Origin of the sequence: Pseudomonas azotoformans (assembly GCF_001579805.1) — a bacterium.
Taxonomy (GTDB): Bacteria; Pseudomonadota; Gammaproteobacteria; order Pseudomonadales; family Pseudomonadaceae; genus Aquipseudomonas; species Aquipseudomonas azotoformans_A.
Genome location: NZ_CP014546.1, coordinates 1,098,759 through 1,115,370, shown reverse-complemented (window position 1 = coordinate 1,115,370; position 16,612 = coordinate 1,098,759). Strand labels below are relative to the sequence as shown.

Below are 16,612 nucleotides of genomic sequence, written 5' to 3'. Positions count from 1 at the left end.
CTGATCATCAGCTTCGCAATGTGATCACCGGCCAGCCACGCCTCTCGGCTTCAGCCCGTAGATTCGGATCCGGATCCACCGCCACCGGATGAGTCACCTGCTCCAGCAGCGGCAGGTCATTCATCGAGTCACTGTAGAAGTAGCTGTCTTCCAGGCTGTACCCGGTCTCTTCCAGCCAACGGCTCAAGCGCGTCACCTTGCCCTCGCGAAAGCACGGAATATCGGTGCTGCGCCCGGTGTAGCGGCCGTTTTCCATCTCGCACTCGGTGGCGATCAAGGTTTCCACGCCCAGGCGTGCGGCAATTGGCGCGGTGACGAAACGGTTGGTGGCGGTGATGATCACCAGCTTGTCACCGGCGGCGCGGTGCTTGGCCAGCAGTTCCACGGCTTTTGGCAGCATCAGCGGTTCGATGCAGTCGCGCATGAAGTCGTTGTGCCACTCGTCTAACTGAGCCATCTCGGTACGGCCGAGGATTTCCAGGCTGAAGTTCAGGTAGGCGGCGTTGTCGAGCTTGCCGGCCAGGTAATCCTGGTAGAACTCGTCGTTGCGGGCCTTGTAGGCGATCGGGTCGAGAATCCCGCGTTCACAGAGGTAATCGCCCCAGGCGTGATCGCTGTCACCGCCGAGGAGGGTGTTGTCCAAGTCGAATAAAGCCAGGCGCATTGCAGTTACTCGCTGAAATGTCTGTAAAAAGGCGTCCAGAATACGGTCTTTTCACAAGAGTGCACATAAGGTAAGAAGCCTCGTTGCCGCTTCATCAACCTTTGTGGAACAATGCGGCGACATGCGTTTGCGAGGTTGTTGCCGTGATCGACCCCGATGGTTTCCGTCCTAATGTCGGGATTATTCTTACGAATGATGCCGGACAGGTGCTATGGGCTCGCCGAATCAACCAAGATGCCTGGCAGTTTCCTCAAGGCGGAATCAACCCCGACGAAACCCCTGAAGACGCCTTGTACCGTGAGTTGAATGAAGAAGTCGGCCTTGAGCGCGAAGATGTACAGATTCTGGCCTGTACCCGTGGCTGGTTGCGCTATCGTTTGCCGCAACGCCTGGTGCGTACCCACAGCCAACCGCTGTGCATCGGCCAGAAGCAGAAATGGTTTCTCCTGCGCCTGATCTCCAACGAGCAGCGGGTGCGGATGGATTTGACCGGTAAACCGGAGTTCGATGGTTGGCGCTGGGTCAGCTATTGGTATCCGTTGGGCCAGGTGGTGACATTCAAGCGCGAGGTTTATCGTCGCGCTCTCAAAGAGCTTGCCCCGCGCCTTTTAGCGCGCGACTGACGACGGAGTTCGACCCCGAGCCATGCTCAATACGCTGCGCAAGATCGTCCAGGAAGTTAACTCCGCCAAGGATCTCAAGGCGGCGTTGGGGATTATTGTGTTGCGCGTCAAGGAAGCCATGGGCAGCCAGGTCTGCTCGGTTTACCTGCTGGACCCCGAGACCAACCGTTTTGTGCTGATGGCCACCGAGGGCTTGAACAAGCGCTCGATCGGCAAGGTCAGCATGGCGCCCAATGAAGGTCTGGTGGGCCTGGTGGGGACGCGTGAAGAACCCCTGAACCTTGAAAACGCGGCCGATCACCCGCGTTATCGCTACTTTGCCGAAACCGGCGAAGAGCGTTACGCCTCGTTCCTCGGTGCACCGATCATTCACCACCGCCGTGTCGTCGGCGTGTTGGTCATTCAGCAAAAAGAACGCCGCCAGTTCGACGAAGGTGAAGAAGCCTTCCTCGTGACCATGAGCGCGCAACTCGCAGGCGTAATCGCCCACGCCGAAGCCACCGGCTCGATTCGCGGCCTGGGGCGTGAAGGCAAGGGCATCCAGGAAGCCAAGTTCGTCGGCGTGCCAGGTTCGCCGGGCGCGGCTGTCGGTACGGCGGTGGTCATGTTGCCGCCGGCAGACCTGGATGTGGTGCCGGACAAGACCGTCAGCGACATCGACGCTGAAATCAAACTGTTCAAGACCGCCCTCGAAGGCGTGCGCGCCGACATGCGCAACCTGTCGAACAAGCTGGCCACTCAGTTGCGCCCCGAAGAGCGCGCACTGTTCGACGTGTACCAGATGATGCTCGATGACGCGTCGCTGGGTAACGAAGTCAAGACCGTGATCAAGACCGGCCAGTGGGCCCAGGGTGCGCTGCGCCAGGTGGTCACCGATCACGTCAACCGTTTTGAAATGATGGACGACGACTACCTGCGTGAGCGGGCCTCGGATGTGCGCGACCTCGGTCGCCGCCTGCTGGCCAAGCTGCAGGAAGACCGCACCACCAACCTGGTTTACCCCGACAACACCATCCTGGTCAGTGAAGAGCTGACCGCCACCATGCTCGGCGAAGTGCCAGAGGGCAAATTGGTGGGCCTGGTCTCGGTACTGGGTTCGGGCAACTCCCACGTCGCGATTCTGGCGCGTGCCATGGGCATCCCTACTGTGATGGGCCTGGTCGACCTGCCGTACGCCAAGGTCGACGGCATCGGCATGATCGTCGATGGCCATCGCGGTGAAGTGTTCACCAACCCCAGCGAAGTGTTGCGCAAGCAATACGCCGAAGTGGTTGAAGAAGAGAAACAACTGGCGCTGGGCCTCGATTCCTTGCGTGAGTTGCCATGCGTGACCACCGATGGTCACCGTGTGCCATTGCTGGTCAACACCGGCCTGCTGGCCGACGTGGCCCGGGCGCAACAGCGCGGCGCCGAAGGGGTGGGGCTGTACCGCACCGAAGTGCCGTTCATGATCAACCAGCGTTTTCCGAGCGAGAAGGAGCAGCTGGCGATTTATCGCGAGCAACTGCAGGCCTTCCACCCGTTGCCGGTGACCATGCGCAGCCTCGACATCGGCGGCGACAAGTCACTGTCGTATTTCCCGATCAAAGAGGACAACCCGTTCCTCGGCTGGCGCGGTATCCGTGTCACCCTCGACCACCCTGAAATTTTCCTCGTACAAACCCGCGCCATGCTCAAGGCCAGCGAAGGCCTGAACAACCTGCGCATCTTGCTGCCGATGATTTCCGGCACCCATGAGCTGGAAGAGGCGCTGCACCTGATTCACCGCGCCTGGGGCGAAGTACGCGACGAAGGCGCCGACGTACCGATGCCGCCGATTGGCGTGATGATCGAAATCCCTGCAGCGGTGTACCAAGCCAAGGAACTGGCGCGGCAGGTGGACTTCCTCTCGGTGGGTTCCAACGACCTGACCCAATACCTGCTGGCCGTGGACCGTAACAACCCACGGGTGGCCGACCTCTACGACTACCTGCACCCGGCGGTGCTGCAAGCCCTGCAACACGTAGTGCGCGACGCCCATGCCGAAGGCAAGCCGGTGAGCATCTGCGGTGAGATGGCCGGCGACCCGGCGGCGGCAGTGCTGTTGATGGCGATGGGTTTTGACAGCCTGTCGATGAACGCCACCAACTTGCCGAAAGTGAAGTGGATGTTGCGCCAGGTGGAGTTGAGCATGGCCAAGGACCTGCTGGCGGAGTTGATGACCATCGACAACCCGCAAGTTATCCACAGCTCGTTGCAGTTGGCGCTGAAGAATCTGGGGCTGACGCGGATGATCAACCCGGCGTCGGCGAAAACCTTGTAGCCGACAAAGATCAAAATGTGGGAGCGAGCAAGCCCGCTCCCACATTGGTTTTGTGGCGTACTAGATATTGAGCTCGACCTCACCCAAGCGCCCACCATGCGGCCCAAAACTGCGCTCCACCATCCGCCGTGTCCCGTCGGCATTCACAATCAATGCCGTGCTCGCCCTCGTCCCATAACTTGGACTGGCAATAAACACGCTCGATAACAAACTCTCCGTCGCTAACCCCACGCCGGTGTCCGGCAGGTCTGCAAACGGCGCCGTCTGCGGGTCGCTCAATATCTCCAGCAACGCCTCCGGCTGCGGATCATCCAGCACCGCACTCAACGCCGCCTTGGCCTTGAGCAGCTTGGGCCACGGCGTATCCAGCCCGGCGTTGGACAACCCATACACCCCAGCCTCCAATCGCGTCGGCTCAGTGTGGTTGGCGTTGTAATGCCACAGCTCATCGCGCGTGCCCACCAGCAGGTTAAACCCGGCATATTCAATCGAACGGCCGTTAACGTCGGCCAAATACTGTTCAATCGGCAGCGAACCGTTGAGAAAACGCGCCACCAACTCGCCACGGGATTTGCGCGCCGGTGGTTGATGCGGGTCACGGATATTGGTCAGGGCGGCAAAGCGGCCATCGGCATTCACTCCCAACCAGGTGCCGCCTGCCTCCTGATCGCGGCCGGCGTAGACCTCGGGCGCATCCAGCCATTGGGCCAGCGGCAGGCTGGGGCGGGCGTAGAACTCATCGCGGTTGGCCGCGACGATCAGCGGCTGGTCGTGGCCCGGCCGCCAGGCGAAAACAATCAGGCACATCAGGCGATCCCTTTTGTGTTTTTAGCCACTCTACCCACTCAAGCCGAGGCGTTCCATCGTATCCAGTTGGGTCGCATGCCTTCCATCCGTTAACATGCCGGACTTGGTTCGGGGGCTCCCATGGAATTTCTGCTGTATTTGCTGCTCGGCGCCTGTGCGGGTGTACTCGCCGGGCTGTTTGGCGTGGGCGGCGGGATCATCATCGTGCCGGTGCTGGTGTTCAGCTTCACCTTGCAGGGCTTCGATCCGCAGGTGCTGACCCACCTGGCCGTGGGCACTTCGCTTGCGACCATCATCTTTACCTCGGTGAATGCCGTGCGCGAGCATCACCGGCGGGGCGCGGTGCGTTGGCCGATCTTTGCGTGGATGACCGTGGGCATCCTGATCGGCGCAGGCTTTGGCGCACTGACCGCCGAGGCGATTTCCGGCCCGCACCTGCAAAAGATCATCGGCGTATTCGCCTTGCTGGTGGCCGTGCAATTGGCACTGGACGTCAAGCCCAAGGCCAGCCGAACGGTGCCGGGCAAGGTTGGCCTGACCGTCGCCGGTACGTTTATCGGCTGGGCCTCGGCGATTTTCGGGATTGGCGGCGGCTCGCTGACCGTGCCGTTTTTGACCTGGCGCAGCGTGCCGATGCAACAGGCGGTGGCCACTTCATCGGCCTGCGGCCTGCCGATTGCGCTGGCCAGTGCATTAAGTTTCATGATTCTGGGCTGGCATGACCCGCTGTTGCCCGCTCATAGTCTAGGGTTCGTGTATTTGCCGGCGCTGCTGGGCATTGCCCTGACCAGCATGGTGTTTGCCCGCTTTGGTGCGCGCTTGGCGCATAAGCTGTCGCCGCGTTTGCTGAAACGGCTATTCGCCGGACTGCTGTTCTGTGTCGGCATAAACTTTTTGCTTTAAAGAATTTGAATAATGCAGGCTTAATCGCGGCCCGGCATGGTCCCGGGCGCTATAACGAATGATTAACGAGGAGTCGCAATGCTGCCTTACCCGCAGATCGACCCGGTGGCCCTGGCCATCGGTCCGCTGAAAATCCACTGGTACGGGTTGATGTACCTGATCGGCATCGGCGGTGCCTGGTTCCTGGCTTCCCGCCGCCTGAACCGGTTCGACCCGACCTGGACCAAGGAGAAGCTCTCCGACCTGATTTTCTGGCTGTCGATGGGGGTGATTGTCGGCGGACGCCTGGGTTATGTGCTGTTCTACGACCTCTCCGCGTACATCGCCAACCCGACGCTGATCTTCGAGGTGTGGAAGGGCGGCATGGCGTTCCACGGCGGCTTTATCGGCGTGATGATCGCCGCCTGGTGGTTCGGTCGCCGCAACGGCAAGTCGTTCTTCCAGTTGATGGACTTCGTTGCGCCAATGGTGCCCATTGGCCTGGGCGCCGGGCGTATCGGCAACTTTATTAACGCCGAGTTGTGGGGCAAGCCGACCGACGTGCCGTGGGCCATGGTGTTCCCGCCGTTCAGCGACCCGGCGCAACTGCCGCGCCACCCGTCGCAGCTTTACCAGTTCGCGTTGGAAGGTGTGGCGCTGTTCCTTATCCTGTACATCTTCTCGCGCAAACCGCGCCCGACCATGGCGGTTTCCGGCATGTTCGCGCTGTTCTACGGGATCTTCCGCTTCGTCGTCGAGTTCGTGCGCGTGCCGGATGCACAGCTGGGCTACCTGGCGTTCGGTTGGGTGACCATGGGTCAGATCCTCAGCCTGCCGATGATCCTCGGTGGCCTGGGCTTGCTGTGGTGGGCGTACAATCGCCCGCAACCTTTGAAGAACACCGCGCTTTAAATTCGAATGCCGAGGCGGTTGCGCAGCCTCGGCTTCAACGATACGGGTAAAAAAATGAAGCAATATCTCGAGCTACTGAACGACGTCGTGACCAATGGATTGACCAAGGGCGATCGCACCGGCACCGGCACCAAGGCCGTGTTTGCCCGTCAGTATCGGCATAACTTGGCCGACGGCTTTCCGCTGCTGACCACCAAGAAGCTTCACTTCAAAAGCATCGCCAACGAGCTGATCTGGATGTTGAGCGGCAACACCAACATCAAATGGCTCAACGAAAACGGCGTAAAAATCTGGGACGAATGGGCCACCGAAGACGGTGACCTGGGCCCGGTGTACGGCGAACAGTGGACCGCCTGGCCGACCAAGGACGGCGGCACGATCAACCAGATCGACTACATGGTCCACACGCTGAAGACCAACCCCAACAGCCGGCGCATCCTGTTCCACGGCTGGAACGTCGAGTACCTGCCCGACGAGACCCAGAGCCCGCAGGAAAACGCACGCAACGGCAAGCAAGCCCTGCCGCCGTGCCACCTGCTGTACCAGGCGTTTGTGCACGACGGTCACCTGTCGATGCAGTTGTATATCCGCAGCTCCGACGTGTTCCTCGGCCTGCCGTACAACACCGCCGCGCTGGCCTTGCTCACCCATATGCTGGCCCAGCAGTGCGACCTGATCCCTCACGAGATCATCGTCACCACCGGCGACACACACGCTTACAGCAACCATATGGAACAGATCCGCACCCAGCTGGCGCGCACGCCGAAGAAGCTGCCGGAGCTGGTGATCAAGCGCAAACCTGCGTCGATCTACGACTACAAGTTCGAAGACTTCGAAATCGTCGGTTACGACGCCGACCCAAGCATCAAGGCCGACGTGGCGATCTGATCAATGCCCATGGCTGCGCCCTACATGTGAGGGCTCAGCCTCGCTGGCTGCCACACTCCCGCTGACTTCCAGCCGCTGCAAAATCCCACACTCCGGCCCGCCACCACAACGTTGGCGCAGGTCCAGCAATTGCTCCTGCAACGCCAACAGCCCATCGATCCGTGCTTTCACATGGTGGATATGCTCATCAATCAACGCATTCACGTTTTCGCACTGGTCCTGGGGGCTGTCGCGCAAGCCCAGCAGGCTGCGGATTTCTTCCAGGGTCATGTCCAGGCTGCGACAGTTGCGGATAAACACCAGTCGCTCGGTGTGCGCCTGGGTGTACACGCGGTAGTTGGCGTCGGTGCGCGCCGGGGGCGGCAGCAGGCCTTCCTTCTCGTAGTAACGGATGGTTTCCACCGGGCAGTCGGTCAGTTTGGCCAGTTCGCCGATCTTCATCGCCGCAATCTCCAAATGGGTGCTTGACCCTATAGTGGCTACAGGGTCTTTACTTGGCAACAGGCACCTTTACGGACGCGACAGAATGAGCGATTCCATCCACACCCCGCATAAACACGAGCATGATCACGACCACGATCATGGCCCGAAAAAACTCACGCCTGTGCATGACCACGGCCACGGCGGCTCCTGCTGTTCCGGAACGCCGGCCCCGGCGTTGGTGCAACTGAGCGAGGCGCCCACCGCCGGCTCGCGGTTGAGCACCTTTCGCATCGAAGCCATGGACTGCCCCACCGAGCAGACGCTGATCCAGAACAAACTGGGCAAGCTGGCCGGCGTGCAGCAACTTGAGTTCAACCTGATCAACCGCATCCTCGGCGTCACCCATGACTTGCCAAGCACTGCGCCGATCATCGACGCCATCAAATCCTTGGGGATGCAGGCGGATCCCATCGAAGAAGGTACCCCGGCCGCTGAGCCGCCGGCCAAGAAACACTGGTGGCCACTGGCGTTGTCCGGCGTGGGAGCATTGGGGGCCGAAGTGCTGCACTTCAGCGGCGTCGCGCCCACCTGGGTGATCGCGTTGGTGGCGCTGGTGTCGATCCTCAGCGGTGGCCTTACCACGTACAAAAAGGGCTGGATTGCCCTGAAAAACCTCAACCTGAACATCAATGCCTTGATGAGCATTGCCGTGACCGGTGCGATCCTGATCGGGCAATGGCCGGAAGCCGCCATGGTGATGTTCCTGTTCACCGTGGCCGAGTTGATCGAAGCCAAGTCCCTGGACCGTGCGCGCAATGCCATCAGCGGCTTGATGCAGATGACGCCGGAGCAGGCCACGGTACAGCAGGCCGATGGTTCATGGGCTGAACAGGAGGTCAAAAGCATTGAGTTGGGTGCAATCGTGCGGGTAAAGCCCGGGGAGCGCATCGGCCTGGACGGTGAAGTCACCGCCGGCCAATCCACCATCGACCAGGCACCGATCACCGGTGAAAGCTTGCCGATTGAGAAAACCGTGGGCGATAAAGTTTTCGCCGGCACCATCAACCAGGCCGGCTCCCTGGAATACAAAGTCACCGCCGCGGCCAACAACTCCACCCTGGCGCGCATCATTCACGCGGTGGAACAGGCCCAAGGCGCCCGCGCGCCGACCCAGCGCTTTGTCGACAGTTTCTCGAAAATCTACACCCCGGCGGTGTTTCTGTTTGCCCTCGGCGTGGCGCTGATTCCGCCGCTGTTCATGGCGGGCGCCTGGTTTGACTGGATCTACCGCGCCCTGGTGCTGTTGGTGGTGGCGTGCCCATGTGCGCTGGTGATTTCCACCCCGGTCACCATCGTCAGCGGCCTCGCAGCGGCGGCGCGCAAAGGCATCCTGATCAAGGGCGGCGTGTACCTGGAGGGTGGTTACAAGCTCGACTATTTGGCCCTCGACAAGACCGGCACGATCACTCACGGCAAGCCGGTGCAAACCGACTACCTGGCGCTGTTCCCCAACGTCGCAGACAGCGCGCCGGCTTTGGCCGCCAGTCTGGCCGGGCGTTCCGATCACCCGGTGTCGCTGGCGATCGCCAACGCGGCTGTGGATAAAAACCTGCCCACCCATGTTGTGGATAACTTCGAGGCCCTGGCCGGTCGGGGCGTGCGTGGCGACATCAACGGCGAAACCTACCACCTGGGCAATCACCGCCTGGTGGAAGACCTGGGCCTGTGCTCGCCGGAGCTTGAAGAAAAACTCTTCGCCCTCGAAAAACAGGGCAAGTCCGTGGTGCTGTTGCTCGACAAGTCCGGCCCGCTGGCGCTGTTCGCCGTGGCCGACACGGTCAAGGACAGCAGCCGCGAAGCCATACAGCAACTGCACGAGCTGGGCATCAAGACCCTGATGCTCACCGGCGACAACACTCACACCGCCCAGGCGATTGCCGCCCAGGTTGGCATCGACCAGGCTCAGGGTGACCTGTTGCCGACCGACAAACTGCAAGCCATCGAAACCCTCTATGGCCAAGGCCATCGCGTGGGTATGGTCGGTGACGGCATCAATGACGCCCCGGCGTTGGCCCGTGCCGAGATCGGTTTTGCCATGGCCGCAGCGGGCACCGACACTGCCATCGAGACCGCCGACGTGGCGCTGATGGACGATGATTTGCGCAAGATTCCGGCATTCATTCGTCTGTCGCGGCAAACGTCGAGTATCCTCAAGCAGAACATCGCCCTGGCGTTGGTGATCAAGGCGATTTTCCTGGCGGTCACCTTCCTGGGCTTGGCCACAATGTGGATGGCGGTGTTCGCCGACATGGGCGTGAGCTTGCTGGTGGTGTTCAATGGCCTGCGCCTGTTGCGCAAATAGAGATGAGAGGGTGGTGTGCTGAGTGCCGAGCTGAAGGCTTTTTTCATGGTCGCCCGCCTGGGTAGCATCACCCAGGCGGCGAAAAAACTCGGCCTGAGCCAACCCACGGTCACCACCCAGATCCGTAACCTCGAAAGCCAATACGGCGTCGAGTTGTTCTACCGCGGCGGTCGCCGCCTCACCGTCAGCGACGAGGGCGCGCGCCTGCTGCCGATGGTCAAGGCGCTGTTGCAGCAAGAAGCGGACATCGAATTTTTCCTACGCAACAATGGCCAGGTCCAGGGGGCATTGAGGATTGCCGCCACGGCGCCTTACTACATCCTCGACCTGGTCAAAGCCTTTCGCGAACGCCTGCCGCAAGTGGAGGTGTCGGTGGAAATCGGCAACTCCCAGCAGGTGCTTGAAGCGCTGGATGATTACCGCGTCGACGTCGCCGCCTCCTCGCAACTGCTGGAAGACCCGCGCCTGATTCGTCGTGTGCTGGGCACCGACCCGCTGGTGCTGGCGGTGCATCGCAACCATCCCCTGGCCAAGCTGGATCACGTGCCGCTGAGCGCTTTGGCCGGGCACACCTTGCTGATGCGTGAAGCGGGCTCAACCACGCGACGCCTCACCGAAGAACTCTTGCAAAGCGCCAACGTGAGCTACGGCCCGTTGCTGGAAATCGGCAGCCGCGAGTCGATCCGTGAGGCGGTGCTGCGCAACATCGGCATCAGCATCATTGCGCGTCAGGAAGTGCCACACGATCCACAATTGCGCGTGCTGACTTTCGAGAATGCGCCGCAGATTCCGGAGTATTTGTACTGCCTCAAGGAGCGCAAAGGCGCACGATTGCCGGCGGCATTTCTGGGGTTGGCGCAGGAAATGTCGCCGCTCTAACGGTCGAGCACTATCTCTGTGGTGAGCGGGCTTGCCCCGCGCTGGGCTGCGAAGCGGCCCTAAAACCAGGCCCTCAGTTCTACCAGGAGAAATGCGGTGGCCTTATTAGGGCTGCTCCGCAGCCCAACGCGGGGCAAGCCCGCTCGCCACACAGAAACCGCTCACCACAAGGGTGTCCGCGTCCTACCCAAATCCACCAATACCACTATCACCGCGTTTTGCCTTTCTGCCACATGAGGGACGCATTGCCTGCCTAGCATGGGCTTCATCAGTTCGATGAGGTGCCTTGCATGAACACAGCCCTGACCCAACCCGGCGCGCCGATGAAAGTGCGCGGTATCCAGAAACGCTTCGGCGCTTTTACTGCGCTGGATAACGTCTCCCTGGACGTCGCTGCCGGCGAGCTGGTGTGCCTGCTGGGCCCGTCCGGTTGCGGCAAGACCACTTTGCTGCGCTGCATCGCTGGCCTGGAGCGCCAGGACAGCGGCGAACTGTACCTGGGCAGCCGTGATGTTTCCCTGCTGCCGCCCCAGGCGCGGGACTACGGCATTCTGTTTCAGTCCTACGCGTTGTTCCCCAATCTGACTGTCGAAGCGAATATCGGCTACGGCCTCACCGGCAGTGGTCGCGATGAAGTGCGCAAGCGCGTCGGGCAGATGCTGGAATTGGTCGGCCTGGTCGGCAGTGAAAAGAAATACCCCGGCCAACTCTCCGGTGGCCAGCAGCAACGTGTCGCCCTGGCCCGTGCTTTGGCGCCTGCACCTTCGTTGTTGTTGCTGGATGAACCGATGTCGGCCCTCGACGCCCGCGTCCGTGAGCATCTGTGCACCGAGCTGCGCCAACTGCAACGCCGCCTGGGCATCACCACGTTGATGGTCACCCACAACCAGGACGAAGCCATGCTGATGGCCGACCGCATCGCCGTGATGAACAACGGCAAGGTCGAGCAATACGCCACGCCCCAGGAAATCTACGACCGCCCGGCCACGCCGTTTGTGGCGGAGTTCGTCGGCCAGGGCAACTGGCTGCCGTTCAGCCGCAACAGTGCCAGTCACGCCCAGGTCGGTGGGATGAACATGCGCCTGGCCGACGATGCCGGCGTGGCCCAGTCCGGCCGCTTGTTCTGCCGCCCGGAGGCGATCAGCGTCAACCCGCCGGTGCATGAAGAAAACCTGTTCCCGGCCAAAGTCCGCGAGATCACCTTCCTCGGCAATCGCTGCCGTATGAGTTTCGAGTTGGAGCAACTGCCCGGCCATGCGCTGTTGGCCGAGTTGGCCCCGGAAGCCATGCCGCGCCTGGGCGCCCAGGACATCTGGGTGGCCTTGCCGCCGCGCAGCCTGCAGGTGTTTGCCTGAGATGGCCGCTGTCATGACGCTGCCACGACCGGTGTCCCGCGCCGAAACCGGCGACAAAATTTTCGTCGTCGGCGGCAAACTGCTGTGGCTGTTGTTGCTGGGCCTCGCGGTATTGATGCCGTTGCTGGCGATCTTCTGGCGCGGTTTCAGCAGTGAAGCCGGGCAGGGCGGTGGCCTGGTGGCTGCACAGGAACTGATCACCAGCGCCAACTTCCACTGGTTGCTGGGCAATAGCCTGAAAGTTTCCCTCAGCGTGGCGGCTATCGTCGTACCGCTGGCCTACCTGTTTGCCTACGCCCTGCAACGCACGTTGATCCCCGGCAAGGCGATCTGGCGCGGCATGTCACTGCTGCCGTTGATGGCGCCGTCGATGTTGCCGGGCATTGCGCTGGTCTACTTGTTCGGCAACCAGGGCATGCTGCGCGGGTTGCTCTCGGACAATATCTACGGCTTCTGGGGCATTGTGCTGGGTGAGGTGATCTACACCTTCCCACATGCCTTGATGATTCTGCTGTCGGCGTTGTCCCTGGCGGATGCGCGCCTGTTCGATGCGGCCTCCAGCATGGGCGCCAGCCCGGCGCGGGCGTTTCGCAGCATTACCTGGCCGGCCACGCGTCAGGCGGTGTTCGCTGCGTTCTGCCTGGTATTCACCCTGACCATCACCGACTTCGGCGTGCCCGTGGTGGTCGGAGGCGATTATCAGGTGCTGGCGCTGGAAGCCTACAAGGCAGTGGTCGGCCAGCAACAGTTCGGCCGCGGCGCGTTGATCGGCATGGTGTTGCTGCTGCCAGCGCTGTTCAGCTTTGGGGTGGATGCCTGGCTGCGCCGCCGTCATGGCGATTCCATGAGCGGCCGTGCCCAAGTGTTCCAACCGGCGCCATCGCGCATGAGGGACGGCTGCTACCTGGCCATCGTGCTGCTGATCTGTGCCGTGTTGCTGCTGGTGTTCGGCATGGCGGTGTATTCGTCGCTGGTGAAGTTCTGGCCGTACAACCTGTCGTTGTCGCTCAGCCATTACCAGTTCGAAGACACGGCCGGCGGCGGCTGGCTGGCCTATCGCAACAGCCTGACCATGGCGCTGTGCACCGCATTGATCGGCAGCGTGTTGATTTTCACCGGCGCCTACCTGATGGAAAAAACCAAGGGCCAAAAGGGTCTGAACCTGGCCCTGCGCATGCTCAGCTTCGTGCCGATGGCCGTACCGGGTTTGGTGCTGGGCCTGGGTTACGTGTTCTTTTTCAACCTCAATGGCAACCCGCTGCATGTGTTCTACGGGACCATGACGTTGCTGGTGGTGTGCACCATCGCTCACTATCTGACCACCGCGCAGATGACCGCCACCACGGCGCTGCGCCAACTGGACGCCGAGTTCGAAGCCGCCGCCTTGTCCCTCAAGGCGCCGCTGTACCGCCATTACCTGAAAGTCACGGTGCCGATTTGCCTGCCGGCATTGCTGGACATCGTGCGCTATCTGTTTGTGTCGGCGATGACCACCGTGTCCGCCGCGATCTTCCTCTACAGCCCCGACACCATCCTCGCCGCCGTCGCCGTGTTGAACATGGACGACGCCGGCAACGTGGGCGGCGCGGCGGCCATGTCGACCTTGATTCTGTTCACTTCGGCCGGCGTCTCGCTGCTGCTGGCGTGGGCCTCACGTGGCGCGTTGCGCCGCTCCCAAGCCTGGCGCCAGAGCGCACCCGGCCAATAAATATCCCTGAAGGAGGTGCTCCATGTTCAAGCCCCTGGCGCTGGTCGCTGCCGTACTGACTGCATTCAGCCTGAATGCCTTCGCCAAGACCGAGTTGACCGTGTACACGGCCCTCGAAGCCGAGCAGTTGAAGACCTACAAAAAGGCCTTTGAACAGGCCAACCCCGATATCGAAATCAAATGGGTGCGCGACTCCACCGGCATCATCACGGCCAAGCTGCTGGCCGAGAAAGACCGCCCGCAAGCCGACGCCGTCTGGGGCCTGGCGGCTTCCAGCCTGGCGATCCTCGACCAGCAGGGCATGCTGGACAACTACGCACCGAAGGACCTGGACAAGATCGGCAAGAACTACCGCGACGCCGCCAACCCGCCGGCCTGGGTCGGCATGGACGTATGGGCCGCGACCATCTGCTTCAACACCGTCGAAGCCGAAAAGCAGGGCCTGACCAAACCGGTGAGCTGGCAGGACCTGACCAAGCCTGAGTACAAGGGCAAGATCGTTATGCCCAACCCGGCCTCGTCCGGCACTGGGTTCCTGGACGTCAGCGCCTGGCTGCAGACCTACGGCGAGAAGCAGGGCTGGCAGTACATGGACGACCTGCACCAGAACATCGGCCAGTACGTTCACTCCGGCTCCAAGCCGTGCAAGCTGGCGGCTTCGGGTGAGTTCCCGATCGGCATTTCCTTCGAATACCCGGCCGTGCAGTTGAAACGCCAGGGCGCGCCGCTGGACATCATCCTGCCGAAAGAAGGCCTGGGCTGGGACATCGAAGCCACTGCCGTCATGAAAGGCACCCACAACGCCGACGCCGCGAAAAAGCTCGCGGATTTCTCCGCCAGCCCGGCTGCCATGGACCTGTACAAGGACAACTTCGCCGTCCTCGCCCAGCCTGGCATTGCCAAGCCGCAGACCGAATTGCCGGCCGACTATGAACAGCGCCTGATCAAGAACGACTTCGCCTGGGCCTCGAAAAACCGCGACAGCATCCTGACCGAATGGCGCAAGCGCTATGACGGCAAGTCGGAGAAGGTGGCACCTTAGGATGAACTATCAAAGCGACCTACTGATCATCGGCGCCGGCATCCTCGGCCTGTCCCACGCCTTCGCCGCCGCCAAGCGCGGCCTCAAGGTCAAGGTGTTCGAGCGCAGCGCCACGCCACTGGGCGCCTCGGTACGCAACTTCGGCCAGGCCCTGGTCACCGGCCAACCGCCGGGGCCGATGCTCGACCTCGCGCGGGAAAGCCGTGAAATCTGGGGCCATTGGGCGCAGGCCGCGGGGCTGCAACTCAAGCGTAACGGCGCGTACCTGTTCGCTCGCACCGAAGCGGAAGAGCACTTGCTGGAAGCCTTCTGTGAGGGGCGGGCAAAAGAGCACGGCTACAACGTCGAATTGCTGCAAGGCGCGGCGATGAAGGACTTGTATGGCGGCCAGTTCCGCCATCACCGCGCTGCGCTGCACGGCAAGGACGACCAGCAACTGTATTCCCGTGAAGCGATCCCGGCGCTGATCAACTACCTGGCGCAAGAGCTGAATGTGGAGTTTTACTTCTCCACCTTGGTGCGCGACGTCGAACCGGGCCAGTTGCACAGCACGGCGGGAAGCTTTCGCGGTGAGCAGATCATCGTGTGCGCCGGTCACGACTATCAAACCTTGTTGGCCGACGCGATGGCCGAACTCAACCCGAGCATCTGCCGCCTGCAAATGCTGCGCGCGCGGCCAGCGGCCAACCTGAACCTGCAACACGCGTTGCTCACCGGCTTGAGCTGCGTGCATTACGGCGCTTTCGCCGACCTGCCCGAGGCGGCGCCGGTGCAGGCGCAGATCTTGCGCGATGCACCGCACCTGCACGAACACGGCATTCACCTGCTGATCAGCCCCACGCCCCACGGCGAACTGATCATCGGTGACTCCCATGACTACGGCAGTGACGCATCGCCCTTCAACGCCGAGCAGGTGGATGACTGGATGATCGAACTGGCTGAACAGACCTTGAGCTGCAAAATCCAGGTGGTGGAGCGTTGGCAGGGAGTGTACGGCTCGCGGGGGCCGGGACCGTTTTCATTCCTGCGCGCGGCGCCGGGAGTGAGCGCGGCGTTGATGCACACCGGCGTGGGCATGAGCGTGGGGCCGGCGATGGCCGAGCGCAATATCCGTACCTTGTGGGGAGCGGCGTGATGAACCCGGAACAGACCATCGCCGACGTCTTCGGCTTGTATGAACAGCACGGCACTGCGGATTACATCGGCGAGCCGGTGTCGCAGATCGAGCACATGTCCCAAGCTGCGCAACTGGCCATGGCCGAAGGCTTTGATGATGAGGTGGTGTTGGCGGCGTTTTTCCACGACATCGGGCACATCTGCGGCCAAGGCGGGGAAAACATGGGCGGTTATGGCGTGGTCAGCCATGAACGGCTGGGCGCGGATTATCTGCGTCGTGCAGGGTTCAGTGAGCGCATGGCCAAGTTGGTGGAGTATCACGTGCAGGCCAAGCGCTATCTGACCTTCAGCCAGCCGGACTATTACGCGCGCTTGAGCGAAGCCAGCCGGCGCACCCTGGCCTATCAGGGCGGTGTGATGAGCGCCGAGGAGGCCCAGGCGTTTGAACAGGACCCGTTGTATACGGTGAGTTTGCGCATGCGCCATTGGGATGAGCAGGCTAAGGACTTGCACGTGCCGGTGCTGGATCTGGCACCCCTCAAGGCCAGGGCACTGCGCCTGCTGATGAGACCTGACGTGAATTCGTACGCTCAACCCGGAAGCGGTGGCTAGAGGCGTCGGCGAATCGATCATTACTCTTCTGGGCTCT

Annotated in this window: 15 protein-coding genes; 12 read left to right on the top strand and 3 right to left on the bottom strand. The window is 61.7% G+C overall.

Features of this window, described 5'->3' with window-relative positions; translation table 11 throughout:
* Positions 1 to 7: 7 nt before the first annotated feature.
* Positions 8 to 664 (bottom strand): HAD family hydrolase, encoded by a 657-nt coding sequence (locus AYR47_RS05285; protein WP_061434526.1) that lies wholly within the window; start codon positions 662 to 664, stop codon positions 8 to 10.
* Between the two features lie 143 nt (positions 665 to 807).
* On the opposite strand from AYR47_RS05285, the gene AYR47_RS05280 reads away from it, so the two are divergent.
* Together AYR47_RS05280 and ptsP are read left to right on the top strand one after the other, a co-directional pair.
* Positions 808 to 1,287: an RNA pyrophosphohydrolase gene (locus AYR47_RS05280; protein WP_003176750.1), complete on the top strand. Its 480-nt coding sequence runs from the start codon at positions 808 to 810 to the stop codon at positions 1,285 to 1,287.
* Between the two features lie 22 nt (positions 1,288 to 1,309).
* A complete protein-coding gene (gene ptsP, locus AYR47_RS05275) occupies positions 1,310 to 3,589 on the top strand; it encodes a phosphoenolpyruvate--protein phosphotransferase (protein WP_010207299.1) in 2,280 nt (759 codons plus the stop codon).
* Between the two features lie 60 nt (positions 3,590 to 3,649).
* Here the strand turns inward: ptsP and AYR47_RS05270 are convergent, their stop codons facing one another.
* Positions 3,650 to 4,396 carry an NRDE family protein gene (locus tag AYR47_RS05270; protein ID WP_061434523.1) on the bottom strand — a complete coding sequence of 249 codons (747 nt, stop codon included), beginning with the start codon at positions 4,394 to 4,396 and terminating at the stop codon, positions 3,650 to 3,652.
* Positions 4,397 to 4,516: 120 nt separating this feature from the next.
* Here AYR47_RS05270 and AYR47_RS05265 point away from each other — a divergent pair, with 120 nt between their 5' ends.
* The 3 genes from AYR47_RS05265 to AYR47_RS05255 all read left to right on the top strand — a co-directional run bounded on the left by AYR47_RS05265 (position 4,517) and on the right by AYR47_RS05255 (position 7,078).
* Positions 4,517 to 5,299 carry a sulfite exporter TauE/SafE family protein gene (locus AYR47_RS05265; RefSeq protein ID WP_061434520.1) on the top strand — a complete coding sequence of 261 codons (783 nt, stop codon included), beginning with the start codon at positions 4,517 to 4,519 and terminating at the stop codon, positions 5,297 to 5,299.
* Positions 5,300 to 5,377: 78 nt separating this feature from the next.
* The gene (lgt, locus tag AYR47_RS05260; RefSeq protein WP_061434519.1) at positions 5,378 to 6,190 is read left to right on the top strand and encodes a prolipoprotein diacylglyceryl transferase; all 813 of its coding nucleotides are present in this window, start codon (positions 5,378 to 5,380) and stop codon (positions 6,188 to 6,190) included.
* 54 nt (positions 6,191 to 6,244) lie between these two features.
* Positions 6,245 to 7,078: a thymidylate synthase gene (locus tag AYR47_RS05255; RefSeq protein ID WP_025999960.1), complete on the top strand. Its 834-nt coding sequence runs from the start codon at positions 6,245 to 6,247 to the stop codon at positions 7,076 to 7,078.
* Here the strand turns inward: AYR47_RS05255 and cadR are convergent, their stop codons facing one another.
* Positions 7,079 to 7,519, bottom strand: coding sequence for a Cd(II)/Pb(II)-responsive transcriptional regulator (gene cadR / locus AYR47_RS05250; protein WP_016979028.1), 441 nt, complete (start codon positions 7,517 to 7,519; stop codon positions 7,079 to 7,081). It lies immediately after the preceding gene.
* Between the two features lie 85 nt (positions 7,520 to 7,604).
* Between cadR and AYR47_RS05245 the strand changes: the two genes are divergently transcribed.
* From AYR47_RS05245 to AYR47_RS05215, 7 genes are all read left to right on the top strand, one after another.
* Entirely contained in the window at positions 7,605 to 9,863 is a 2,259-nt protein-coding gene (locus AYR47_RS05245) for a heavy metal translocating P-type ATPase (RefSeq protein WP_061434516.1), read from the top strand.
* 15 nt (positions 9,864 to 9,878) lie between these two features.
* Positions 9,879 to 10,742 carry a LysR family transcriptional regulator gene (locus AYR47_RS05240; protein ID WP_016979030.1) on the top strand — a complete coding sequence of 288 codons (864 nt, stop codon included), beginning with the start codon at positions 9,879 to 9,881 and terminating at the stop codon, positions 10,740 to 10,742.
* 290 nt (positions 10,743 to 11,032) lie between these two features.
* On the top strand, positions 11,033 to 12,097 hold the full coding sequence (locus AYR47_RS05235; protein ID WP_061434515.1) for a putative 2-aminoethylphosphonate ABC transporter ATP-binding protein: 1,065 nt from the start codon (positions 11,033 to 11,035) through the stop codon (positions 12,095 to 12,097).
* Between the two features lies 1 nt (position 12,098).
* The gene (locus AYR47_RS05230) at positions 12,099 to 13,805 is read left to right on the top strand and encodes a putative 2-aminoethylphosphonate ABC transporter permease subunit (RefSeq protein WP_061434514.1); all 1,707 of its coding nucleotides are present in this window, start codon (positions 12,099 to 12,101) and stop codon (positions 13,803 to 13,805) included.
* Between the two features lie 22 nt (positions 13,806 to 13,827).
* Positions 13,828 to 14,847, top strand: coding sequence for a putative 2-aminoethylphosphonate ABC transporter substrate-binding protein (locus AYR47_RS05225; protein WP_033897019.1), 1,020 nt, complete (start codon positions 13,828 to 13,830; stop codon positions 14,845 to 14,847).
* Between the two features lies 1 nt (position 14,848).
* Positions 14,849 to 15,982: a TIGR03364 family FAD-dependent oxidoreductase gene (locus AYR47_RS05220; RefSeq protein ID WP_033897020.1), complete on the top strand. Its 1,134-nt coding sequence runs from the start codon at positions 14,849 to 14,851 to the stop codon at positions 15,980 to 15,982.
* Positions 15,982 to 16,575 carry a phosphonate degradation HD-domain oxygenase gene (locus AYR47_RS05215; RefSeq protein WP_033897021.1) on the top strand — a complete coding sequence of 198 codons (594 nt, stop codon included), beginning with the start codon at positions 15,982 to 15,984 and terminating at the stop codon, positions 16,573 to 16,575. Before AYR47_RS05220 ends, AYR47_RS05215 begins: the two co-directional genes overlap by 1 nt.
* Positions 16,576 to 16,612 lie beyond the last annotated feature (37 nt).

Bases quoted from the DNA above. Each gene is read 5' to 3' on its own strand.
- cadR (WP_016979028.1), bottom strand. From the start codon at position 7,519: ATGAAGATCGGCGAACTGGCCAAACTGACCGACTGCCCGGTGGAAACC.
- AYR47_RS05220 (WP_033897020.1), top strand. From the start codon at position 14,849: ATGAACTATCAAAGCGACCTACTGATCATCGGCGCCGGCATCCTCGGC.
- AYR47_RS05245 (WP_061434516.1), top strand. From the start codon at position 7,605: ATGAGCGATTCCATCCACACCCCGCATAAACACGAGCATGATCACGAC.
- lgt (WP_061434519.1), top strand. From the start codon at position 5,378: ATGCTGCCTTACCCGCAGATCGACCCGGTGGCCCTGGCCATCGGTCCG.
- ptsP (WP_010207299.1), top strand. From the start codon at position 1,310: ATGCTCAATACGCTGCGCAAGATCGTCCAGGAAGTTAACTCCGCCAAG.
- AYR47_RS05235 (WP_061434515.1), top strand. From the start codon at position 11,033: ATGAACACAGCCCTGACCCAACCCGGCGCGCCGATGAAAGTGCGCGGT.
- AYR47_RS05225 (WP_033897019.1), top strand. From the start codon at position 13,828: ATGTTCAAGCCCCTGGCGCTGGTCGCTGCCGTACTGACTGCATTCAGC.
- AYR47_RS05285 (WP_061434526.1), bottom strand. From the start codon at position 664: ATGCGCCTGGCTTTATTCGACTTGGACAACACCCTCCTCGGCGGTGAC.
- AYR47_RS05270 (WP_061434523.1), bottom strand. From the start codon at position 4,396: ATGTGCCTGATTGTTTTCGCCTGGCGGCCGGGCCACGACCAGCCGCTG.
- AYR47_RS05265 (WP_061434520.1), top strand. From the start codon at position 4,517: ATGGAATTTCTGCTGTATTTGCTGCTCGGCGCCTGTGCGGGTGTACTC.
- AYR47_RS05255 (WP_025999960.1), top strand. From the start codon at position 6,245: ATGAAGCAATATCTCGAGCTACTGAACGACGTCGTGACCAATGGATTG.
- AYR47_RS05215 (WP_033897021.1), top strand. From the start codon at position 15,982: ATGAACCCGGAACAGACCATCGCCGACGTCTTCGGCTTGTATGAACAG.
- AYR47_RS05230 (WP_061434514.1), top strand. From the start codon at position 12,099: ATGGCCGCTGTCATGACGCTGCCACGACCGGTGTCCCGCGCCGAAACC.